This window comes from Rothia sp. 110740021-2, assembly GCF_054263775.1.
Map to the genome: position 1 here is coordinate 1,243,876 of NZ_JBSZFE010000001.1, position 21,933 is coordinate 1,265,808.

18 protein-coding genes, 3 tRNA genes, 1 other RNA gene and 1 CRISPR repeat array (1 of these 23 only partly in view) are annotated in these 21,933 nt (G+C 57.2%); of the genes, 10 read left to right on the forward strand and 12 right to left on the reverse strand.

Annotation, left to right across the window (positions count from 1 at the left end; all coding sequences use genetic code 11):
* Positions 1-155: 155 nt before the first annotated feature.
* Both rplS and ACUXHH_RS05100 read right to left on the reverse strand, forming a co-directional pair.
* Positions 156-503 carry a 50S ribosomal protein L19 gene (rplS, locus tag ACUXHH_RS05095; protein WP_049337710.1) on the reverse strand — a complete coding sequence of 116 codons (348 nt, stop codon included), beginning with the start codon at positions 501-503 and terminating at the stop codon, positions 156-158.
* 217 nt (positions 504-720) lie between these two features.
* Entirely contained in the window at positions 721-1,257 is a 537-nt protein-coding gene (locus ACUXHH_RS05100; RefSeq protein WP_279755055.1) for a single-stranded DNA-binding protein, read from the reverse strand.
* Positions 1,258-1,653: 396 nt separating this feature from the next.
* On the opposite strand from ACUXHH_RS05100, the gene ACUXHH_RS05105 reads away from it, so the two are divergent.
* Positions 1,654-2,553, forward strand: coding sequence for an HNH endonuclease family protein (locus ACUXHH_RS05105; protein WP_279740648.1), 900 nt, complete (start codon positions 1,654-1,656; stop codon positions 2,551-2,553).
* A gap of 107 nt (positions 2,554-2,660) precedes the next feature.
* Here the strand turns inward: ACUXHH_RS05105 and ACUXHH_RS05110 are convergent.
* Positions 2,661-2,736 (reverse strand) — tRNA-Arg (locus ACUXHH_RS05110).
* A 147-nt stretch (positions 2,737-2,883) separates the two neighbouring features.
* Positions 2,884-4,557 carry a polyprenol phosphomannose-dependent alpha 1,6 mannosyltransferase MptB gene (gene mptB / locus ACUXHH_RS05115; RefSeq protein ID WP_279740646.1) on the reverse strand — a complete coding sequence of 558 codons (1,674 nt, stop codon included), beginning with the start codon at positions 4,555-4,557 and terminating at the stop codon, positions 2,884-2,886.
* A 228-nt stretch (positions 4,558-4,785) separates the two neighbouring features.
* Here mptB and orn point away from each other — a divergent pair, with 228 nt between their 5' ends.
* From orn to def, 3 genes are all read left to right on the forward strand, one after another.
* Positions 4,786-5,463, forward strand: coding sequence for an oligoribonuclease (gene orn, locus ACUXHH_RS05120; protein ID WP_458390951.1), 678 nt, complete (start codon positions 4,786-4,788; stop codon positions 5,461-5,463).
* Positions 5,464-5,569: 106 nt separating this feature from the next.
* Positions 5,570-5,642 (forward strand) — tRNA-His (locus tag ACUXHH_RS05125).
* Positions 5,643-5,868: 226 nt separating this feature from the next.
* The gene (gene def / locus ACUXHH_RS05130) at positions 5,869-6,441 is read left to right on the forward strand and encodes a peptide deformylase (protein ID WP_060823562.1); all 573 of its coding nucleotides are present in this window, start codon (positions 5,869-5,871) and stop codon (positions 6,439-6,441) included.
* Between the two features lie 131 nt (positions 6,442-6,572).
* Here def and rnpB read toward each other — a convergent pair.
* Positions 6,573-6,978, reverse strand: an RNA gene (gene rnpB / locus ACUXHH_RS05135) — RNase P RNA component class A.
* Between the two features lie 114 nt (positions 6,979-7,092).
* On the opposite strand from rnpB, the gene ACUXHH_RS05140 reads away from it, so the two are divergent.
* A complete protein-coding gene (locus tag ACUXHH_RS05140) occupies positions 7,093-7,884 on the forward strand; it encodes a YaaA family protein (protein ID WP_314078249.1) in 792 nt (263 codons plus the stop codon).
* Between the two features lie 368 nt (positions 7,885-8,252).
* Here the strand turns inward: ACUXHH_RS05140 and ACUXHH_RS05145 are convergent, their stop codons facing one another.
* On the reverse strand, positions 8,253-9,197 hold the full coding sequence (locus tag ACUXHH_RS05145) for a Nif3-like dinuclear metal center hexameric protein (protein ID WP_458390952.1): 945 nt from the start codon (positions 9,195-9,197) through the stop codon (positions 8,253-8,255).
* 133 nt (positions 9,198-9,330) lie between these two features.
* On the opposite strand from ACUXHH_RS05145, the gene msrA reads away from it, so the two are divergent.
* From msrA to ACUXHH_RS05165, 4 genes are all read left to right on the forward strand, one after another.
* Positions 9,331-9,852: a peptide-methionine (S)-S-oxide reductase MsrA gene (gene msrA / locus ACUXHH_RS05150; protein WP_458390953.1), complete on the forward strand. Its 522-nt coding sequence runs from the start codon at positions 9,331-9,333 to the stop codon at positions 9,850-9,852.
* 203 nt (positions 9,853-10,055) lie between these two features.
* Entirely contained in the window at positions 10,056-10,835 is a 780-nt protein-coding gene (locus ACUXHH_RS05155) for a DUF6318 family protein (protein ID WP_458390954.1), read from the forward strand.
* A gap of 507 nt (positions 10,836-11,342) precedes the next feature.
* Positions 11,343-11,711 carry a DUF6318 family protein gene (locus ACUXHH_RS05160; RefSeq protein ID WP_458390955.1) on the forward strand — a complete coding sequence of 123 codons (369 nt, stop codon included), beginning with the start codon at positions 11,343-11,345 and terminating at the stop codon, positions 11,709-11,711.
* A 296-nt stretch (positions 11,712-12,007) separates the two neighbouring features.
* Complete coding sequence (locus tag ACUXHH_RS05165) at positions 12,008-12,853, forward strand: DUF6318 family protein (protein WP_458390956.1); 846 nt, start codon at positions 12,008-12,010, stop codon at positions 12,851-12,853.
* A 171-nt stretch (positions 12,854-13,024) separates the two neighbouring features.
* On the opposite strand, the gene ACUXHH_RS05170 is transcribed toward ACUXHH_RS05165, so the two are convergent.
* The 5 genes from ACUXHH_RS05170 to ACUXHH_RS05190 form a co-directional block, all read right to left on the reverse strand.
* Positions 13,025-13,100: transfer RNA gene (locus ACUXHH_RS05170), tRNA-Glu, on the reverse strand.
* Positions 13,101-13,332: 232 nt separating this feature from the next.
* Positions 13,333-14,718, reverse strand: coding sequence for a YncE family protein (locus tag ACUXHH_RS05175; protein WP_458390957.1), 1,386 nt, complete (start codon positions 14,716-14,718; stop codon positions 13,333-13,335).
* A 582-nt stretch (positions 14,719-15,300) separates the two neighbouring features.
* Positions 15,301-18,342, reverse strand: a complete 3,042-nt coding sequence (locus ACUXHH_RS05180; protein ID WP_458390958.1) for a peptidase — start codon at positions 18,340-18,342, stop codon at positions 15,301-15,303.
* A gap of 384 nt (positions 18,343-18,726) precedes the next feature.
* Positions 18,727-18,999 (reverse strand): hypothetical protein, encoded by a 273-nt coding sequence (locus ACUXHH_RS05185; RefSeq protein WP_458390959.1) that lies wholly within the window; start codon positions 18,997-18,999, stop codon positions 18,727-18,729.
* Between the two features lie 204 nt (positions 19,000-19,203).
* Positions 19,204-19,419 (reverse strand): hypothetical protein, encoded by a 216-nt coding sequence (locus ACUXHH_RS05190; protein WP_314078224.1) that lies wholly within the window; start codon positions 19,417-19,419, stop codon positions 19,204-19,206.
* A 248-nt stretch (positions 19,420-19,667) separates the two neighbouring features.
* On the opposite strand from ACUXHH_RS05190, the gene ACUXHH_RS05195 reads away from it, so the two are divergent.
* Positions 19,668-20,423, forward strand: a complete 756-nt coding sequence (locus tag ACUXHH_RS05195) for a nicotinamide mononucleotide transporter (protein WP_458390960.1) — start codon at positions 19,668-19,670, stop codon at positions 20,421-20,423.
* Between the two features lie 300 nt (positions 20,424-20,723).
* Here the strand turns inward: ACUXHH_RS05195 and ACUXHH_RS05200 are convergent, their stop codons facing one another.
* Positions 20,724-21,230 (reverse strand): hypothetical protein, encoded by a 507-nt coding sequence (locus ACUXHH_RS05200; protein WP_458390961.1) that lies wholly within the window; start codon positions 21,228-21,230, stop codon positions 20,724-20,726.
* A gap of 286 nt (positions 21,231-21,516) precedes the next feature.
* Positions 21,517-21,933: direct repeats of the CRISPR family, unit length 29 nt; unit sequence CGGCTCATCCCCGCTCGCGCGGGGAACAC (it continues 2,483 nt past the right edge of the window).

The window sequence follows — 21,933 nt, forward strand, 5'->3', positions numbered from 1 at the left end:
GTGAAACGGTACCTAGCTATTGTATCGAGAGTGCTTGCGCTCTTGGGCTTTTATTTTCTGAGAGCGGCAAGGTTCTCAGAATATGCAAAAACCGCTCCTTGCTCGCGGAATGCGGTTGGGGAGCGGTTTGCAACAGAATTCTGTATCTATAAAGATTAGAACTCGCGCTTCTCGCGGATACGAGCAGCCTTACCGTGGCGGTCGCGCATGTAGTACAGCTTTGCACGACGGACGTCACCGCGGGTCACAACCTCAATCTTCTCGATGGAGGGAGAGTGAACGGGGAAGGTACGCTCAACACCAACGCCGAAGGAAACCTTGCGGACGGTGAAGGTCTCGCGAACGCCTGCACCCTGGCGGCCAACGACGAAGCCCTTGAAGACCTGGATACGGTGGTTCTTACCTTCAACGATTTTAACGTGAACGTTCAGGGTGTCACCGGGGCCGAATGCGGGGATGTCGTCACGGAGGGACTTCTTGTCGAGGAAGTCAAGAGTCTGCATAGTTGTAGATCTCCAGAGCCATCTGCCGCAGGTCAAATAGACTCAGATTGCTCTGCCCCACTGCGGGACAGAAAACTTTATGCTTCGGACAGGATTGGTGCCCGAAGGTTGACATCGTTGGTCGCTCTTCCCCCTGCGGCAGGGGCGTGCCCGATGTCAACACAATGCTCCATTATCCCAATGCACCCGCGTTTATGCAAGCATCCGGGGAACACTTTTAGAAGGGGGGTTCGTCACTCTGCACTCCCCCACCCTCGGATGCGCCGTTCTGCACAGGAGCATACTGTTGCGTGTACTGAGGCGCCTCCTGCAATGGTGCACCCGAGTGCGGCGTACCCTGCTGCGTCGTGTCCTGCTGAGGTACCCCCTGCATGGAACCCTCGTTGACCGTGCGCTTCTCCACGGTGCGGGCGAAGGTGCTCGTACCGTAGTTCAGGTCGTGACCGATACCGAGGGCATCCACTTCTACCGTGGTGCCCTGCGTGCCGTCTTCACGGTTCCAGCGGCTAATACGCTGGCGGCCACTCACGACCAACGGTTGCCCTTTCTCAATGGAGGTGGCGATGTTCTGGGCGAGGCGGCGGTAGGCTTTCACGGTGTACCAGTTGGTGGTGCCTTCTTTCCAGGTGCCGGTAGCGTCTTGCCAACGCGGGGTGCTGGCGAGGCGAAAGTTCACGACGGGCACCCCATTGGGCAGGGTGCTCAGTGTCGGGTCGGAAGCGGTGAATCCACGGATCAGGATGGTGTCGCTCATGGTTTCTCCTTAGAAACTAGTGGGTGGGTTCCTCCACCCTGCCAGCATTGACCCGACTCTGCACCTGGCGGTTACCGCTTCTGTGGATAACCTCACGTTTTACGGTTTTGGGTACCGCCTGTGGATAGAGTTTTTGAATTTTTCACCCCGTTTTTCAAAATCTACCCGCAGGCAGTGCACTCCCCACAGAAATATGACGACTACTCCCCATCCGGCATCACGCCCGCGGCCCCCAAAGCTACTTCCACAAAACCCCACCCCATCCGGCATCATGATAGGCATTTCAGCGTCGGGGCGGCTATTTTTTGCCCTCACGTTAACTATTTCTATCCCACGCGCTCTATCCTTGATGATGCGGTGCACTCAGCCGCATCCCGATCTACCCCCGGAGTTTCCGTGAGCAAAAAGCCCATCAACAGCAACGACCTGCCCACACTACAGGATCTTCAGCGGATTCAACGCAACCTGCCCAAGCTGCCCGACTCGATGGACCCGCAGAAAAAGCGTCTCATTTACGGTCTGCTCGCTGTGTTTGCCGTTATCTTGCTGATTATTGGCCTAGTCTACGTGAGTAAGAACGGTGTGGACGGCATGCTCGGTTCGGAGGCGACGACCTCCGCCACCGATGAGGGAGAAACCACCGTTGCCACAGAAACCCTCGCCGAGGTCAAGAACCCGTACAAGGCGGTTGATCTCGCGACCGCGCTCGCACCGGATCTGGCGACCGCGAAGAGCGAGCTGGTATCCCTGCAGGTGAAGGAACGCGCGTCGAAGGCTGGCTACTCTCGTGAACAGTTCGGCCCCGCTTGGGATGACGTTGACGGTAACAAGTGCAACACTCGCGACGACATTCTGCGCCGCGATCTGACCAACCTTCGTTTCAAGGTCAGGACCCACGCATGCACCGTAATTAGCGGCACTCTGAATGACCCGTACACCGGCAAGACCATTGAGTTCAAGCGCGGCAAGAAGACCTCCGCAGCCGTGCAGATTGATCATGTGGTGGCTCTTTCGAACGCGTGGCAGACCGGTGCGCAGGATCTGACCGCAGAGCAGCGCCGCCAACTGGCGAACGACCCAGAAAACCTGCTCGCTGCAGACGGCCCGGCAAACCAGCAGAAGTCCGATGCAGACGCCTCCGATTGGCTGCCGAGCAACACCGCCTACCGCTGCACCTACGTGGCACGCCAGGTGCACGTGAAGGCGAAGTACAAACTGTGGGTCACCGCGGAGGAAAAGAAGGTTATGGAGCGCGTCCTTAACTCCTGCAAGGGCACCAACCCAACCAAGAAGTAATCCCAGCCAAGAAATAGCCTCCCGGCACCTCGCGGCACACCAACGCAAAAACTATAAAGAAAACCGCCCCGCACCCTGAGTTTAGGGTGCGGGGCGGTTTCTGCATGTGGCGCCCCAGGAGGGAATCGAACCCCCGACCAAGAGATTAGAAGGCTCCTGCTCTATCCTCTGAGCTACTGAGGCCTTCCTCTAGGGTACATGAGAATTTATGCTTCTCCTGCACCGCGCCTCTCACGCGGGGGCCGGTCCACTGGGCAGCGCATCCGGCTGGCCCGACATCCGGTAAGCACGACCGGGATTTACACCGGGAGTTCGCGCTGGGAATTCACGCTAGGAGCCTATCTTGGCGGCTTCCCGTTCTGCCTTTTTCACCTCGCGGCGGCGGGTACGACGGCTTGATGCGCCGGGGAACAGCTGCCACCACAGGCGGATGGCGGTGCGGCGAATCTGCGTGGGGTGCAGGCTCACGTACACCAGGCGGCGGGTTGCCGGGTCGAGGGCCACCAGGTAGATGATGTAGCCCAGGCAGATGACGGTCGCGATGAGTCGGCCCATGTCCTGGTTGAAGTCACGCAGGTAGGGCGATACGTTCAGCTGGTCGCTCACACCGTACGCCATGAAGAACAGCGTGGTGATGAAGTACCACATGAGCTGGAAGTGCGAGCGCAGACCGGTTGCGGCGAGCATCGGGATTGCCCAGAGCAGGTACCAGGGCTGAATCATGGGGCTGCACAGGAGCATGAACAGGATTGCGAGGCCGGCATGGCGGACGATGTTGCGGTCGCGTCCAACGAATGCCATTGCCATAGCGCCGAGCATGCCGATGCCCTTGCCGACGGTCTCGATGAGCTTGCGTATGACCTCGAAGGCGTCGCCCTGAACGAACAGGGAGGCGGCGCCGATGACCAGGCCGAAGGGGGTGTACCAGATGTACTGGCCGCCGGTGGTAGACAGTGCCCTAATCCAGCCGAATTCCAGTCCGGTTACCCAGCCCATGAGCGTCATTTCAGCAAGCAGTAGCACGCCGGAGAGGGCCCAGAAGATGAACTTGCGCGGCCAGGAGGCGTTCTTACCCGCCCAGAGCAGACCCACGAAGGGCAGCACCACGAGGGCAAGCGGCTTGACAGCAACGCCGAGGGCTACGAAGGTCACGCCGAGTGGGCCGCCCCACCAGGTGTCGCGGTAGCGCTTGGCGTAGTAGAGGCCGCCGAGCATGAACATGGTCATGAGCGAGTCGTTGTGGCCGCTGGCGATGAACGATGCGATGAACAGCGGGTTCGGGCCGATCTGCCAGAGGGCGCGGACCTGATTGAAGCCGTGTGCCTTAGCGAGTTTTGCCACGTAGAAGAGGATGCCGATGACCGCGAACACGGAAAGCAGGCGGAAGTAGAAGAGGGAGAGGTCGATGTTCTCCCCCGCCAGGTGCACAATCCACTCTTCGAGCTTGAGTGAGACCGGTCCGTACGGGGGTGGAGATTCCGCCCACATGGGGTCCGCACCGTTCTGCATGAAGTTCGAGATCTCGGAGACACCGTGCTTGTACGGGTTGAGGCCGTGCGCCATGACCATGCCCTGCCCGTAGTAGGAGAACATGTCGCGGCTGTAGATGGTGAAGGCGAAGACCTGCGGCAGAGACCAGCTGGTGATGACGGCAATCATCCAACGCATGGTGTTGGGTTCGTTCCAGTCACCCATTTTCTGGTAGATGCGCAGCCATTCACGGCACATAATCATGGCGCCGAGGGCGAGCATAATAATGCCGGTAATGACCCATGCGGCTTCGAATCGGATGGCGCGGATAATGTCGTAGCGCCAGAAGTTAGAGCTGTCGGCGAGCCAACCGACGGCGTAGGAGCCGAGGGTGACCATGATGGAGCCGATAGTGCCGATAATCAGCGTACGCAGACGATGATTATTGACGTAGTCCAAGAGTTTGGGTGAGAGAGGTGCGTCGTGTGCGCTGGGGGTGGTGAGCCGGTGTGCTAGCTCCTTTAGTGCGCGCATAACTCCCTTTCTGTCTGCATCGTCCTTCTGGCTTTTATCATACCGGAGCCCTTGGATGCACTTGTGAGAATCACTGTTATGAAGAAGCTTGTGAACATACCTCAGGGGCACGCAGAGTGGCGCAGTTCTCCCTCGATGCTGCCGTTTGTGCATCCTCTTGCGCCCTCTTGCACCCTTTTGTGATGTGCTATCCACCGGGTCGGCGGTGTTTGGGGGTAGAGTGGGAGGGTGAGTATTTCTAGTGAACGTATTGTATGGATTGACTGTGAGATGACCGGCTTGGACGTGGAGAATGATGCTCTCGTCGAGGTGGGCGTTCTGGTCACGGATGCCAATTTGAATATTCTGGGTTCCGGTGTTGAGTTCGTCATTAAGCCCGGTGACGAGTCTCCTGCCGGCGCGCTGGAGAGCATGAATGACTTTGTGCGTTCGATGCATGAGGCCTCGGGTCTACTGCCCGATATTGAGCACGGTGTGTCAATGGATTACGCGCAGGAGCAGGTGCTTCGCTACATCAAGAAGTATGTTCCGGTGGCGGGCAAGGCGCAGCTGGGCGGCAACTCGGTGGGCATGGATAAGCGTTTCCTGGAGCGTTACATGCCCAAGGTCATGGCGCACCTGCACTACCGTGTAATTGATGTGTCGACCATTAAGGAGCTGGCGTCGCGCTGGTACCCGGCGGCTCGTCACAGCGCCCCGGCGAAGACCGGTAACCATCGCGCACTGGGTGATATCAAGGACTCGATTGATGAGTTGAAGTATTACCGCCGCACTATTTTTGTGCCGCAGGGCCCGGATGCGATTGCTTCGGCGCAGATTGCGCGTGAGGTGGAGACTGAGCGAGCCACACGTGAGGCGGCTGAGTGCGAGGCTGAGGCGTCCGTTTCTGAGGCATCCAAGGCGTAAGCACGGACTGTAACAAGCATCACGGCTTTTTGATTTGGCAGGTTTCTGAATCTCCTGTACAGTAGTATCCGTTGCGTATCGCAAGGGAAACCAAGCGAAGCACATGGTGGTCGTAGCTCAGTTGGCAGAGCGCCTGGTTGTGGTCCAGGAGGTCGCGGGTTCAACCCCCGTCGATCACCCCGACGGAAAGGGTCGTTATGGTTATCCGTAACGGCCCTTTCGTTTACCCTCGATTCGGTTTGCCCGCACACGGTGTACCGGAACAGAGCTTTTACACCCGCACTTTAAACTAGCGAGCGGGAACAGGGCGCACCACATCTTCACGAGGTAATTCTTCACGAGGTAGGCGCATCCGGTAAGTTCCCACCCAACAGTTCCCGTTCAACACAAGCAAAGGATGATTCCGTGGCTATTCGCCCCATCGTTATTCACGGCAACCCCGTTCTGCACCGCCCAGCGGCACCCGTCACCGAGTTTAATGATGAGCTCAAGGAGCTCGTGGCTGACATGTACGAGACTATGGACGCATCCAACGGTGTGGGTCTAGCAGCACCGCAGATTGGTGTGGGCCTGCGCATCTTCACCTACAAGATGGAGAATGAGGACGGCGTTCCCCCGCGCGGCTGCATCATCAACCCGGTACTGACCTTGGGTAAGATTTCTACCGCTGACCCAGACCCCTACGAGGAGGAAGAGGGTTGCCTGTCCTTCCCCGGTTACGGCTTCCCCCTCAAGCGTGCCGAGTGGGTGACCGTGAACGGTCTTGACGAGCACGGCAACCCCGTCCAGTTTGAGGCAACCGGGTGGTTTGCACGCTGCATGCAGCATGAAACCGATCACCTGGACGGCAAGCTGTACGTGAACCGCCTGAACAAGAAGTGGACCGGCAAGATGAAGAAGGTCGTGAAGAAGGAAGGCTGGACCGTCGACGGTAACTCCTGGATGCCCGGCGTAGACCCGGATCCGTTTGGTCACTAATCACGAGCACTTCTGGAGGTCAGAGACCTTTGGAGAAGTTTTAAACGAAGACCGCGAATGCGCTTGAGCGTGCATTCGCGGTCTTCGTTTTCGATCAGTCGATGATGTTTTTCATCAGTCAACAGTAACGTGAAACGGGTCATCCTATGAGCCGGGTTCTGTCTAAAACGCCGCCCGAAGGGGCATTTCGAGGCAATCATCTATCTAGGACGTACGTTGCCGTACGTCTCAAGCAGCCTACCCGAATACGCACCCCACCTCCATGAAGGAAGCTAACGGGGATCGGGCGCACTACCCTACCATGGCGTATTCTGTTTGACCTTGCTCCGAATGGGGTTTACCTAGCCGGGCGCGTCACCGCGCCCGCTGGTGGTCTCTTACACCACCCTTTCACCCTTACCGCGGCGAACCGCGGCGGTTTACTTTCTGTGGCACTAGCCTGCGGGTTACCCCGAGTGGATGTTATCCACCATCCTGTGCTGTGGAGCCCGGACTTTCCTCGAAACACGTATGCCTCGCGATTGCCCGGACGGCCCGTTTCACCCAACCCATTATACGCACAACCTTGGAGGTGGCTATGTCCCGGGCTCCCTCACGGGTACACAGGGGCGTGTTGGGGGCACACCGGCGTCTCGCGGGTACACTGGAGAGATGCTGATTCTTCTTCCCCCCTCCGAAGGTAAAACCTCCGCCCCCACTGGTAACGCACCCGTATGCTTTGCTGACCTCTCGTTCCCTGAGCTTACGGCTGAGCGTGAGAGCGTTCTGGAGGAGCTGGCGCAGGTAAGCGCCAGCGTAGACGCTCTGGCGGAGCTCAAGGTGGGTTCCTCTCTCAAAGCAGAGGTGGAACGCAATACGCGCCTGCTGACCGAACCAGCACAGCCCGCGATCCGCACCTACACTGGCGTGCTCTTTGAAGCACTGGATTATGCAAGCTTCTCCCCCGCCGAACGCGATGCCGCGCACTGGTCGCTACTAATTTCTTCGGCGCTGTGGGGTATTCTGCGCCCCGAGGACGCGATCCCCGCCTACCGCCTGTCGATGGGCGTAAAGCTGGGTTCGGTGGGTGCGCTTGCCTCCTTCTGGAAGGGCGCGTTAGGTACCGCTCTGGAGGCGACCGCGAAGGACCAGCTGATTCTGGATTGCCGTTCTGCAGCCTACGCGAAGTCGTGGGTGACTTCCCCGTCACAGACTCTGGCGGTTCGTGTGGAGCGTGTGGCGGCTGATGGGTCGCGTAAGGTCGTCTCGCATATGGCGAAGCATTACCGTGGCCTGTTTGCGCGCTACCTGATTCAGTCGGGTTTGGCGGCTCGTCCTATTGGTGGTTCCACAGCGGGTATTGCCGAATTTTTGGAGGCGGTCAGCGAGGACTGGTCGGTGGAGTGCACTCTGCCGACGGCGCGTAAGGCGGGTGTTGTGACTCTGCTAGTGCATGAGCAGTAGGTTGCCCAATTATTTGTTTTCGCTTATTTTTTACATCATATTGAAGATTTTGTAACTATTTTCTAGGGGCTTAAGCCTGTATCGCCCCCCTGTAAAACCACTTTCCCACATTTGCGGCGCTTTCGATGCTCAGCACATGGTGAGTTATGGTGAGCTGGTGACTCTGATCGGCGCATTCCAGGCTCGCGCTACGTAAGGTCGTTTAGACCGCTCGCGTTCGCGGGGTGACACCCCCCCAGAAGTAATGCCCTGCCTTTACGTTCCTTTGAGAATCCTTGATGAAAGATTCCTGTCGGACGCGTACAGGCCGGGCTTTACTGTGTCTATTTCTTGGCTCTTGGCAGCTCTTCAGCCGCTACTTTGAGCGTTTACTGTTCAGTCAGGCTGGTCCATGCGACGGCGGGTTCGGTGCTTGCCGAGTGCGCCTCCTGACCGGTTGCCACGCCAGTGGAGACGGTGAAGTCCCACGGGTCGGTGTTCAGCGTGGACAGCTTCGTTTCGATGGTGAAGCCGCGCTCAGCGAGCAGGGCGCGCAGGCGGTTTGCCGCCGACTGCAACCAGAGGGATTCGCTGGCTGCGTGGGAGCAATCAATCAGAGCGATGTTGCTGCCGTCGACTCGTGCGGTTTCACGGAATTCACTGGCGGGGTGGTGGCGCAGGTCGGCGGTGATGTACACCTGCGCGTCGGTGGCGCGCACGGCGCCGAAGAGAGAGTCACCGGCACCGCCGCAGAGGGCGACGCGGCGGATTGGCTGGTCGGCGCGTCCGGCGATGCGCAGGCCACCGGCGGTTGCGGGTAGCACCGCAGCGAGGCGTTCTGCCAGTTCCTTGAGGGTGATTTCTTCGGGTAGGGTGCCAAGGCGACCGGTGCCTACCGTGTGTTCCTGTTCGTCGAGTACCTGGGTTTGTGCTTCGGTAAGCGGTTCACAATCAATCAGGCCGATAGCCTCACAGAGTGCTTCATTCACGCCTTCAACGGCGGCATCTGCGTTGGTGTGCGCGCCAAGCAGGCCGCATCCGCCCTCGATGAGGGTGTGCAGAATGTTGCCCTTGTAGTCGCTGTCGGGGATGAACTTTGCGCCGCGCAGCAGCAGCGGATGGTGGGTGATGAGTAGCTGCGCGCCTTCAGCTACGGCTTCTTCGGCGGTGGCGGTGAGGGCGTCTACTGCGAAGAGGACAGTGCTCACTTTAGCAGCGCCACGTCCGGCGACGAGGCCGGATGCGTCCCATCCGGCAGCGAGCTGCGGCGGGAAGAGCGTGTGGAAGGCGTCGATGACTTCTGCAAGGGTGGGGGTTTCTAGTTTTTCAGTCATACCTCTATTGTGGCAGGTGGCGGTTTACGCCGAAGCATGTGTCTGCTTAGGAATATTCTGTGGCTCTTCGGTGTTCTTTAGGTAGTGTGGATTTCTAAGTGTTAGTTCGAGGCTCACTATTTGAGGAGGAATCATGACTGATGTTGTACTTGCTGGCGGCTGTTTCTGGTGCCTGGATGCGGTGTACCGCCAGTTCTGCGGGGTTGAGGTGAGCGTCTGCGGCTACACGGGCGGCGATATTCCCGACCCTGATTATCGTTCGGTGTGTTCGGGCACGACCGGGCATCAGGAGGCGGTAAAGCTCAGTTTTGACCCGCAGGTGATTGACCTGGATACGGTGTTGGATATTTTCTTCACGAGTCACGATCCGACGAGCTGGGATCGTCAGGGCGCGGATACCGGTTCGCAGTACCGTTCGGTGCTTTTCTACGCGGATGAGCAGCAGCGTGAGGCGTTTGAGCGTGCGGTGGCGCGTGCTCAGCAGCTGTATCCCTCCCCCATTGTTACGGAGATTAAGCCCCTGGGCGTGTTCTATGAGGCTGAGGAGTATCACCAGAATTATTACGCGTTGAATCCGGCGCAAGGTTATTGTGCGTTTGTGGTGAGCCCGAAGGTGGCTCAGGCACGCCGTAATTTTGCGCATCTGCTCCGTTAGCCGGTGCTTCCGGATCAGTCGAGGTGTATTCTGTTGTTCACCCTGTAGCTGTCTTTTATTGTGTGGCAGCTACGGGGTGTCTTCGTATGCGCCCAGCTATTTGTTGTTCATCTGCGTTTTGGGGTTGTTATAAGGTACGCCGGGTATGATGGGGGTGTCAACTCACTCAATTTCCTTTGTTGACTTCCTATGAAAGGCTGATTATGACGAGCCCTTCCCTCACTTCTGCTGGTATGTCCCGCCGCGTGGCACTGGGTGCGACCGGTGCCGGTGTGCTGGCTGCCTTGACTGCGTGCGCTAGCGATATCCGCCCGCTGGCTGAAGGTTCGGCGTCTAGCTCCGCTTCCGCGAGTGCTTCCGGAAACGCTTCGGCTACTGCTTCCGCATCTGCTTCTTCGGACAAGTCCTATAAGGGCTTTGTGAAGTTCGATAACTTCGAGAAGAACGAGGAATACGTTCCCGCCACTGCCGAAAAGAAGGCGCAGAACGTGCCCAAGCCTCTAGTTCCGGCAAACATGAACGAAGATAACGTTGATGGCATGTATGCGTTCATTGGCTACTGGCTGGCGAGCTTTAACTATGCGTTGATGACCGGCGATACTGAGCCGATGAAGAAGGCTGACCCTGCAGATGTGTATGCGAAGAGTCTGCAGGAACTTACGCTCATGTACGAGAGCGATCTGGGCTGGATCTACGGTACGGATACCCCGGTTACTCTTGAGCTCATTAGTGGTTCTCCACAGAAGGCGTCCGGTAAGGGTACCCGTCGTTACACCTGGCCGGCATACATGAACTACAGCGCCGATGCGAAGATTCATCGTGAGGATACGTCTGACCAGCCCTTTATGACCGCTTCTAGCCCGAATGGCAAGCTAATGAAGGTTGCCGTGGAGTACAAGGACGGTAAGTGGATTATGCTCACCGGCGACGAAGATTCTCCTTCGTCGGCTTCCGGTTCTTCCTCTAGCTCTTCTGCTGTCTAAGACTCTCATCCTACTGAGTTAAGACATAACAGCTTGAGGTAGGCTTCTCCCCCGCCTGCGGTAATGCACCGTGGGCGGGGTTTCTTTGTGCCGAATCTCTGCCGTAACTCTGCGGAGTCTCAGGGAACACCCAGGGGAAAACCCTACGGATATTCGGGGTAGGAGGAGTGGCGCTTGGGTGTGCTTAACGTATATACATTGACGTACTGATAAGTCTTTACAGGGCGTTTACGTCTGCTCTGGTACACGGCGTCGTTATTTGTTCTGTATTGGATCCAACGAAGAGCTTCTGATGACTATCTTCTTCACTCGACGTACTCTTCTGGAGTTGGTGCGACCGGTATTCATGCGGCTCTGACTGCGTGCGCAAGCAATATTCGCCCGCTGGATGATCCGAGCGTAGTTGACCCGCTGCTCCCCCACAAGGGCGAATTGAAGTTCAATAGCTACAAGTCCACCGGAACGTACCGCCCCGCAAGCTCCACGAAGAAAGCAGAAAACCCGCCCATGCCCGCCCCTCCCGATGGCATGGAGCGTAAGACGAGGTCAGGTATGTACCTTGCTATAGGCTACTGGGTCGCATCCCTGAATTATATGGTGATCACCGGTGACGCTAAACCGCTCAAGGTCGTGAACCTGGACACCATCTACGTGCAGAAAATGGAAGCATACGTAGAGTTATACGCAAAGGATGAGGAGTGGATATACGGCACCGAGACGCCACTCATAGCTGATCTGTCCGAGGAGACCCCACAGAAGGTTGACGAACAACAGTACCGCTGGCTGGGTGTTGGCCGTTACAGCAAGGAAGCAAAAATCCACTATACAGATAGTGGGGAACTCACCATGGCCTCATTGAGTAGCAGCCCCCGGTGATTTTATGAATTTTTCTTTATCTTGAAGTATCAGGATGGTGCCTGGACGGTTAGAAATGAACCAGCCAAACTTACAACATGCTCACCCACTTCAAGCGTGAGCAGATCCGGCGCCTCCGTTTAGGACCTCGGTCATATCGCAGTCGTATGAGAAGCCTTGGGCCCCGTGTTTTTCGTCATCTACCGCCACTTTTACCGCGATGGAGGCACACACAACATTGGGCTGACCGCTCCCCTGCGATACCCTGGAATTAGTTCATTTCCGCCACATACTTTATTCATCTCAGAAAGAGCCCCATGTCTACCATGTACACTCGCCGCACCGCCCTGACCGCTCTAGGTCTGGGCACCGCAGCGCTTCTTGCCGCATGCTCCTCGAAGTCCTCCGAATCTTCGGCGACCACGAGCGCATCCGCTACAGAGTCTTCGACCGCGAGCGCTACCGCATCCGTCTCTCCCACTGCGGAGGTAACCACCACCGTTGAGGCTGGTCCCAGCATGAAGGGTGAGGTCGTTCTTGCTGACTACTCCTCCACCGGCACTTTTGAGCCCGGCACCAAGGAACACAAGGCTGTCAACGTTGCGATTCCGGTAGAGCCGGCGAAGCTGCGTGAGAACAGTGTTGAGGGTCTACACGCGTTCATTGCGTACTGGCAGGCTACCCTGAACTACCTGCTGCTGACCGGTGACGGTGCACGCTTCACGAACATTGACCATACCGGCGACTACTCAACCGTGGCTGAGTTCTTCCAGAGCATGTACGCTTCGGAGAGCGGCTGGGTTATCGGTTCGGAGCGTCCGGTGATTCTGTCGTTGACTACTGACCGCCCGACTAAGGACACCCGCACCGGCTACTACTCTTGGGCAACTGAGATGGTGATTGATAGTGCTGAGGGGGCTGGTGTGTACAGCAAGACCAATGATCGTGTACAGCCGCTGACCGAGGTGTTCAAGTACCCGGGTAAGCCGGTAACTGGCCAGATTGTGGCGCACTACCAGGACGGCACTTGGCGTATGGTGCGTCGTGCTCCGGGTACTGCTTCTGCTTCACCGGTTCCGTCACTGAGCCCGAGCGCTTCTGCTGAGGATGCTGAGCCTGCGGAGGCGACTCCTGCAGGTTCTGCTGAGGCGTCGGCACAGTAGGTTCTGGATCCTCTATACCGCCGAGAAGCCGCATGTGTTTGAAACACATGCGGCTTCTCGCTTTTATTCTTTTGAGAGGTCACGGCGGCACCATAGAATCTAAGAGATATTCCCGCCGATACAGACATAAATAAAAAGCCTTGACTCCGAAGAATCAAGGCTTTTTCCTAGTGGTGACCCCAACCGGATTTGAACCGGTGTTGCCGCCGTGAGAGGGCGGAGTACTAGGCCGCTATACGATGGGGCCGTGAGATTTAAATCTCTTTTACCAGGCCTCCCTGGCAACACATATAACTTTACAGAGGTTCTCGAAAACAACCAAATCGAAGAGCAGTGAATTGAGTCACATATTTTACATTGAGTGCAAAACCCACCGCATGGGCCCTTTTCCAGCTATGCCAGGTGCTCCCCCGACATCTATCCAGCACCTCCACCGCACTTACCTCCGCACCCGCGGTCGGGTAATGTCGACGGCACCCTCAGCAAAGTTCAGGGGAGGGGTCAATCAGCACTGCGGTAGCCTGCTTCGGGTAGCCCTGGAAAGGAATCTTAGCGGGGTTAATGGTCGCGGTGGAGGTGAACTCACCCTCGGAAACCTCAGCGTAGAACTTCACGATGGAGTTCGGAACTAGCTTCTGCTGCGAAGAGGGAACAGCCTTGCCGTTATAGTCAATGGTCGCCTTAGAAGTGTAGGTGTCGGCCAGGGAGCCGTCGCCAGTCTTCGCGTTCAGCACGTAGGGTACAGCCGCGGTGGTGTTGGCAATGTCCTGCTTATCCACTGCAATGACAGAGCCGTCTTCGGTGATGGTCAGGTCGTTAGCCTTACCGCCGTTCATCTGAACCTCCCCGATCACACGGTCGGTCTTCGCATCAAAGATAGCAATCTTGCCAGTACCGAAGTCAGTCACGTACACCAGGTCGCGTGCCTCATCGTTCTCCATAGACAGCGCCTGGGTGCCGAACTTGACGAACTTCTTAAACTCACCGGTGCTCAGGTCATAGACGGAGATACCGGAGTTCACGCCGTCCACCCCCTGGGAAGAGACGTAAATTTCGTTCTCGGAGTGGTCAATAGTGACATCAGAGGGGCGAACCTCAACAGTGGAATCCTCGGCGCGGGTCCGGATAACCTGCTCGGTCTTAAACGTATGGGTGTTAATGACGAAGACCTTGCCGCCGGTGCGCTCAGGCACGTACAGCTTGTCACCATCAACGGTCATGTTCATACCAACGTAGCGGGTGCCACCATTGGGCGCGCCTTCGAGCTGCAGCTTGGTGACCTCGTAGGTCTTCATATCGATAGCGGACACGTAGTAGCGACCGGTGACGAACACCTTGCCGGAGTTGTGATCCACCAGCACGGAGCGGGGGTGCTCAATCCAGTTAGGGTCACTCTCGGCAATGCCGTGGTTAGTCCAAATCAGCTCCATGGTGTTCTGATCGAACACAGACAGGGAGTTGTCGGTGGTATTAGTAACCCACACGGTGCCGATCACGTCATCAACAGTGATGCCGTACGCAGAAATGTAGCCAAATTCGCCGTTCTTATCCAGCTCGAAAGGAACCACTGCCACTTCTTCAATCTGAAGAGTGTCTGCATTGACACGAGCAATCGTGGAGGCGAGGTCATCGCGTGCACCCACGCCGACCATCCAGATCTTGTTGATCTCCTTAGAGTAGGCAACCTGGTACTGACCGGGCAGACCCTGGGTAATCTGGGCAATGGATGCGGATGTGTCAACAACGCGGCTCAGCGCTGTGGTAGAAGGAGACGATGCGCTGATCTGGTGTGCGGTGTTCGGTGCTGCGAAGGAGCCGACGGCGAGCCCTTTCAATGCTTTAACCGAGGAGGGAGTGAGGTTCAATGTGTATCCTTCAAATATATAACGGAAGTGCTCACATGCCACAGGCGAATGCTAACAAGACACCAGTGAATATGCGGTGACATATTCGACGGCATGAAAAGCAGATGTGTAGTAATACATAAATTTACTTACCTTCTCATCCTCAGTGTTCTACTCATAAAATAATAAGCAACGACATGTGCATGTTTTGTGTTTTTATAAATGACCCCCAAATTCGCCTTCAGCATCATGCGAAGGTTGATTCGTTTCCAGGGTTTTCCTTGACCTTGCGGGCGAAAACCCTGGAAACTAGGGGTATTGTGATGCTCTCATATTTACATATTAATTTAAAATTTTAGGTGAGGCGCGCCAGCAACATTCACCATGAGCCGCACATTTTTCGACATTCAAAACCTATATTTTTATAGCCATGTGCATATATATAAATATGCTTTCACACCATCCATCCAGCATTAGCCCAAGCAGATACACAAAAGGCGGGTACCCCCTCCCCCAGATTCAAAGAATCCAAAAGAGAAAATACCCGCCTTCTCACGCGTTACATCGAATCGAGCATTTAAGCCCGAAAGCTAAACGCCACGCTTATGCCTTGCGACGGCGCATCACCAGAGCAGCACCCGCGATCAGAGCCACCGAAGCGAAAGCAACCAGCGGCAGCACAGCGTTAGCACCGGTGTTCGCCAAAGCACCACGCGAAGAGCCAGCCTGCGAGGAACCAGCATCGCTCTTAGCGACCGAGGAACCGCCATTCTTCACCGCCGAACCGGACTTATCAGCCTTCACAGCATCCGGAGCAGGCTTGGAGTCCGAGTTGGAATCAGACTTGGAGTCCTGTGCACCGGTCTTAGCGTCAGACTTCGAATCAGACTGAGATGCCTGATCCTTGGAGGTCTGGTCCTTAGCCTCTGCGGTGTTCTCGGACTTAGCGTCAGACTTCTTATCCTCAACCTTCGGATCAGCTGGCTTCGACTCCTCAGCCTTCACGCCGGTCACCGTCGGGTAACCCGCAAACTCGAGCGAAGTCGGGGTGATGGTCGCCGGAGCTGCGCTCGCGTCGGTGTCCTTCACACCAACCTTGAACTTCAGAATCGAGTTAGCCTTCAGCTGCTGAACCGATGCGGGAACGTCGTTACCCTGGCGATCCTTATAAGGCAAGGAGGTGTACTCGCTGGCGGTGGTGATCTCGCCGGTGGTGCCGTTGAGCACGTAGGGCAGGGTCACCTTATCGTCGCGGTCCTTCTTGTCGACAACCAGCACGGAGCCGTCCTTGAGCAGGGTCACGTCGTTCGCAGCTGCACCGTTCATCTCAACCTCGCCGATGACCTCGTCAGCGCGACCGTCGAAGACAGCTACCTTACCGGTGCCAAAGTCAGTCACGTACACCAGGTCGCGATCCTCGTCATGCTCCAGGGCGAGCGCCTGGGTGCCGTACTTGACGAACTTCTTGAACTCACCGGTGTTAAGGTCGTACACGGAGATACCGGAGTTGACACCCTTCACGCCCTGGGAGGAGACGTAGATTTCGCCCAGGGAGTAGTCCACAGCAACGTCGGAGGGGCGAACCTCAACGGTGGAGTCCTCACCCTGAGTCTGGATGGTCTTCTCAACCTTGAAGGTCTTAGTATCCACAACGAAGAGCTTGCCGCCGGTGCGCTCGGGCACGTACAGCTTGCCGCCATCGAGGAACAGGTTCATGCTCACGTAGCGGGTGCCGCCGTCGGGTGCGCCCTCGAGCTGAATCTTCTCAACCTGCTTGGTCTTCAGGTCAATCGCGGAGACGAAGAAGCGACCGGTCACAAATGCCTTGCCGGACTCGTGGTCAACCAAAACGGAACGGGGGTGCTCAATCCAGTTCGGGTCGCCTTCCTTCGCGCCCTCGTTGGTCCAGATGAGCTTGAGGGTCTGCTGGTCGTACACTGCCACGGAGTTGTCGATGGTGTTGGTAACCCAGACGGTGCCATCCACGTCATCAACGGTCACGCCGTACGCGGAGGTGTAACCGTACTGACCCTTATCGTTCTTCTTCACGGGCAGCTCGGCGAATGCCTCAGTCTTCAGGGTGTCTGCATCCACGCGTGCCAGGGAGGAAGCGAGGCCGCCGCGCGCACCCACGGTGGGTACGAACAGCTTGTGGTTCTTCTTGGAGTAGCCAACCTGGAACTGGCCGGGCAGGCCCTGAATGATGTTCGCAACGCTACCGTTTGCATCCACGGTGCGGTGTGCCTCGGTGGAGGGGGTGGTTGCGTTGTTGTCGGCCGCCTTGGTCTTGGTGGCGGTTGCCGGGTAGCCCTGGAACTCGCGGGTTTCGGGGGTGACCTGCTTGACCTGAGAGTTGTCGCCTGCGGTTGCGGTGACCTTGAACTTCAGGATGGAGTTCGCCTGAATGTCGGTGGTCTTTGCGGGTACGTCGTTGCCCTGGCGGTCCTTGCCGGGCTTGCTGGTGACCTGGCTGGAGGTGCTGACGGTGCCGGTGGTGCCGTCGAGGACGTAGGGCACGGTTGCGGTTGCGTCAGCCTGCTTGTCCACAGCGACAACGGAACCGTTGGGCAGTACGACCAGGTCGTTTGCCTTGCCGCCGTTCATGGCGACCTCGGCAATCAGCTTGTCTGCTGCGCCGCCGTCAATCACGCCCACCTTGCCGGTGCCAAAGTCAGAGACGTACACCAAGTCGTTGGCCTCATCATTATCGAGCGAGAGCGCCTGGGTGCCGAAGGGGATGAACTTCTTGAACTCGTGGGTGGTCGCATCGTACACGGATACACCGGAGTTCTCGCCCTTCACGCCCTGGGAGGAGACGTAAATTTCGTTCTGGGAGTGGTCAATCGCGATGTCGGAGGGGCGAACCTCACCCTCAGCGTTGCCCTTGGTGTCGAAGCTGGTCTCCACCTTGAAGGTCTTGGTGTCGATGACGAAAATCTTGCCGCCGGTACGCTCGGGAACGTACAGCTTACCACCGTCCACCAGAATGTTCATGCTGATGTAGCGGGTACCGCCATCGGGTGCGCCCTCAAGCTGAATCTTCTCGACCTTCTTGGTCTTCAGATCGATAGCCGAGACAAAGAAGCGACCGGTCACGAAAGCCTTACCCGACTCGTGATCGACACGCACCTCGCGGGGGTGCTCGATCCAGTTCGGGTCGTCCTTGCTCAGACCCGCATTGGTCCACAGCTGCTTCATGGTCGCCTGATCGTATACGGCAACGGAGTTATCGCGGGTGCTGGTCACCCACACGGTACCTTCCTCGTCATCGACGGTGATACCGTACGCACCCTCGTAGGAGTAGCCCGAGTCCCCCTTGATAATGGGCAGCTCGGCAACTGCCTCAATCTTCAGGGAGTTTGCGTCAATGCGAGCGATAGTGGAAACGTGCTCGTCGCGGTCTGCAGTGCCAGCAACCCAAATCTTGTTGGTCTTCTTGGAGTATGCGACCTGGAACTGACCGGGCAGGCCCTGGGTGATTTTTGCCATCGCCTTGTCGGTGATGGTGCGAGCGTCGCTGCTCTGGCTTGCTGCCCGGGTGGATTCTGCCGCGAACGATGCGGGGATGGTGGCAACGCCGGAAATTGCCAGTGCCAGCGATCCAACGGCGAGGCCCTTGAATGCCTTGCTTGATGCGAGCTTCATATGTATGTCCTTTTTTTCGTGGGTGTGTGTAAAGGTGCGTCTCTCCGCCACCGACAGGTGGTGAGGTGCCGCGATTTTCCTACTCTTTGCTATGGGTTTCGTGGGCCCACGAGGAAGGAAACTAGTCTTCACACAGTATTAAGTAAGGCAAACTTTAACTTACCTTCTAGGTAATACTTACTTAGCGCACAGGATTTTGCAAGATTTTAGGCATATATAACGCAAAATTTCATATGCCAGGCACAGCCTGTCACTAAAACTCCCCGAGGTGCGGCAATACGGGGCATGGCAAAAACCCCCGCCTCCAGCAAAAGCCAGAAGACGGGGGTCCACGCACCCCAACACACGGTGCCGGGGGTGACACGGTGCCGAGGTGACTAAAAATTAGGAGACATACGAGAAGTCAGTGAACAGCAGGTTCTGCAGCATGTAACGGCGAATGAAACGATCTAGCTCCTCATGAGAAACCGGTGCGGTCGGGTCAATCTTGTCACCACCAGTGAGCGGCTCAGTGATCTTACGGTCACAAGCCCAGTGCAACGCATTCGCGGTCTGGCGGCCTGCCGCATCTGCGAAGGGTGCAATATCCGAGTTTTCGTTCACGCCAGCGTGACCAGCAGCGTGGTTCAGCAGAGCAATAAGCTCCTCACGGGTCACAGGGCGGTCCGACTCAAACGCGCCAGTCTACGGGTTCGGTATCAGCCACTTCTTCTGGTTCGCCATACGGATGTCCTCAGCGAACGGGTGGCTATCCGGAACATCCTCGAAAGAAGTCTTCAGTATCTTGGTCTCAGCCACCGGGATGCGCACAGCAATCTGATGGGCGATTTCCTGACCTCACGGGTCGGAGCAAATATCCAGCTACAGGGCATGATCAACACCTTCACCCTGCATCAGCTCGATGGGGAACTGGTCGCTACTGCTGAAGCTGTCAGCGTCATCGTCAAATTCGGGGGTGAGCGGCCAGGAGCGCAGGGTTTCGAAAGAGTCGTTACGAATGTAGCCGTGGCGTACGGTCAGAGTGGTGCCTTCGCCAAGGAATTCGCGCAGACCGTGTGCAGTGTAGTTCACGGTCATACCGGTTTCAGTGATGGTGGCACGCTGAATAACGAGGCGTCGGCCTTTAGTTTCCTCGGTTGCCGGGGCAAGGTTTGCCGGAAGTTGGTATGGGGTCTAGAAGGGCACAGGGTTTTCTTTGTATCAAGATGCGGAGTCAGTGGGTTTCTGATGTTTTATGTGTGACACGCCGGTTCAAATCCTTTTCAAAGAGTTATTGTTATTGGTACCCTATCACTGTTTCTATATCCTCAACAAAGGAGTTACCCATGGAGGCCAAAGAATTCTCATACGAGAAGGCTCTCCTCTTTTTCGCCAAGTCTAAGTACGCCGACCTTTTCGGCGTAGCACTGGTTATCGCCATCGCAATCGCCTCAGGATACCTGAGCACCAACCTCGCCAAATACGTCGACTGGGGCCCGATCACTAACTTCATTCCCCTCGGCGTGATTTCCGTGATTAACGTGGGTATTTCAATGATGTCTACCCGCCTGACCGGCCGCCTCTCAAACGTCGGCAACGTACTCGGCATTATTAACACGGCGCTGTCTGGCGCGATTGACTACATTCTGGGCAACAAGGCGGCAATCATCACCTACCCAGTGACCTTTATCGTGTACACCTTCGCGATTCGTAGGTGGCAGAACTCCGAACGCGGCAAGGCGTTGGAACCGCCGACCGGCGCGAAGGGCCAGCTGATTATTGGCGGTATTGTGGTAGGTTCGTTCGCGTTCTCCCTGATTGCGAACTATGTCGGTTACGGCGGCAAGACCTCGTTCCTGTTCTGGATCACGACCGTAGTGTTTGGGCTGTCCCTGTCAGCAAACATTCTGAACGCGCTCAAGCTCACGATGCAGTGGCAATTCTGGTTCCTGTACAACACCGTGCAGTGCATAAAGGCGCTGACTCAGGGCAACTTCGCGAACGTCGGCAAATACATTTTCTACATCATCAACAGCGTGGCAGCACTGCTGCTGTGGACCCGAAATGGTACTGCGACCAAGGGTACCGTGGCGGTGGCGTAAGGGGTGGTTCCCTAGTTTTCTAGGGCTGCCCTTTCTACCAGCTAATGGATGAGGAGGCCCCTCGACCTGCAGTTTACTGCTGCGGGTCGAGGGGCTTTACCTGTGCCCCGCGAGTGCGGGGAATACGTTGAGCCTCTTTCATTATTGCCCTTAATATAGGACTCATCCCCACTCACGCAGGGCACACGCGAAGCGAGAGAGCTCCCTTCGCGCCGCTGGGGGCTCATCCCCGCTCGCGCGGGGAACACGGTGAGGGTTTGCGGGTGCGTCGTGTGAATGATGATGGGAAGGTGGAGCTGTTTAGTGTGCAGCGTGGATAATTGTGGTGATGTGGATTAGAAGGGTTTGGCCCCGGAGCAGCGTAGGTGCTGTTCCGGGGCCAAACCTTTTTTTTGGGGGGGGGTAGTTGAGGTCGTAGTTGCTGGTGCGTTCGGGGGTGGGTCGCTTGTCGGCTAGAACCTGCGGGTCGGCGGCGGGGTCGTTGGGTTCGGAGAGTACCCAGTCGGAGCCGTCGGTGCTGGTGAAGGTGCCGCCGTAGCGGGGGAAGGCTTCGCGGTTGTAGACGCAGTAGGCGTTATAAGTGCGTTCCGTGCCGGCTACCGGGTTGATGACGATATCGGTCAGCGTCGGGTTATCGGTGGTGAGGTTGCGCAGGTCGGTGTCCTTGAGTCCTTCGAGTACGTCGGAGGTGACGTAGGGTTCAATATTTTTGAGGAACGTCTCTTTGCTGGCGGAGGCGCTAGCCCATGCCTTGCAGAACTTGGTGACGGACGTTGCAGGGGCGGTGTAGAGCGGCTGGCCGTTCACCTTCGTGCCGCCAATAATGGTGCTGGACGCTTGCGGGGTGGGGCTGCTCGGGGTGGTGGTGGGCGCCTGGTTGTAGATGACGCTGCCGGTGGGGGTGGGGGGCGCTCGCCGGTTTGGGGTCGGTTTTGTTGGTGAGGATGTAGCCGATGATGAGCAGGGCGAGGACTGCTGCGATGGCTAGCGCGGTGGCGAGTTTGCGGGTGGCGTTGTTGGTGGTGGGTGTCTGGTTTTGGGAGGTGGTGGGGGTGCGCATGGTGGTTTCCTTTCGTTATTTGACGTTAATGTAGGGCTCATCCCCGCTCGCGCGGGGAACACACTAGCGCTGCCGATTAGAGGAATGAGGCTCTCAAGGCTCATCCCCGCTCGCGCGGGGAACACCGTGATTCATCACTGGGGCAACGATGGCCAGTCGGCTCATCCCCGCTCGCGCGGGGAACACCGGAAGGAGATATCTACCGGGATGCCGGTTTCCGGCTCATCCCCGCTCGCGCGGGGAACACTGGAAAATCGCATGAGCCCACCGGGCGTAATACGGCTCATCCCCGCTCGCGCGGGGAACACAAAGGCTCTGCGTGTAGAACAAGCAGCTGAGACGGCTCATCCCCGCTCGCGCGGGGAACACCTTGAGGTGGTGCTTTCGCATGGTTTCGCGCCAGGCTCATCCCCGCTCGCGCGGGGAACACCCTTCTTCGATTCGTTCCAT

Bases quoted from the DNA above. Each gene is read 5' to 3' on its own strand.
- rplS (WP_049337710.1), bottom strand. From the start codon at position 503: ATGCAGACTCTTGACTTCCTCGACAAGAAGTCCCTCCGTGACGACATC.
- ACUXHH_RS05100 (WP_279755055.1), bottom strand. From the start codon at position 1,257: ATGAGCGACACCATCCTGATCCGTGGATTCACCGCTTCCGACCCGACA.
- mptB (WP_279740646.1), bottom strand. From the start codon at position 4,557: ATGCGCGCACTAAAGGAGCTAGCACACCGGCTCACCACCCCCAGCGCA.
- ACUXHH_RS05140 (WP_314078249.1), top strand. From the start codon at position 7,093: ATGCTGATTCTTCTTCCCCCCTCCGAAGGTAAAACCTCCGCCCCCACT.
- ACUXHH_RS05145 (WP_458390952.1), bottom strand. From the start codon at position 9,197: ATGACTGAAAAACTAGAAACCCCCACCCTTGCAGAAGTCATCGACGCC.
- msrA (WP_458390953.1), top strand. From the start codon at position 9,331: ATGACTGATGTTGTACTTGCTGGCGGCTGTTTCTGGTGCCTGGATGCG.
- ACUXHH_RS05155 (WP_458390954.1), top strand. From the start codon at position 10,056: ATGACGAGCCCTTCCCTCACTTCTGCTGGTATGTCCCGCCGCGTGGCA.
- ACUXHH_RS05160 (WP_458390955.1), top strand. From the start codon at position 11,343: ATGCCCGCCCCTCCCGATGGCATGGAGCGTAAGACGAGGTCAGGTATG.
- ACUXHH_RS05165 (WP_458390956.1), top strand. From the start codon at position 12,008: ATGTCTACCATGTACACTCGCCGCACCGCCCTGACCGCTCTAGGTCTG.
- ACUXHH_RS05180 (WP_458390958.1), bottom strand. From the start codon at position 18,342: ATGAAGCTCGCATCAAGCAAGGCATTCAAGGGCCTCGCCGTTGGATCG.
- ACUXHH_RS05190 (WP_314078224.1), bottom strand. From the start codon at position 19,419: ATGACCGTGAACTACACTGCACACGGTCTGCGCGAATTCCTTGGCGAA.
- ACUXHH_RS05195 (WP_458390960.1), top strand. From the start codon at position 19,668: ATGGAGGCCAAAGAATTCTCATACGAGAAGGCTCTCCTCTTTTTCGCC.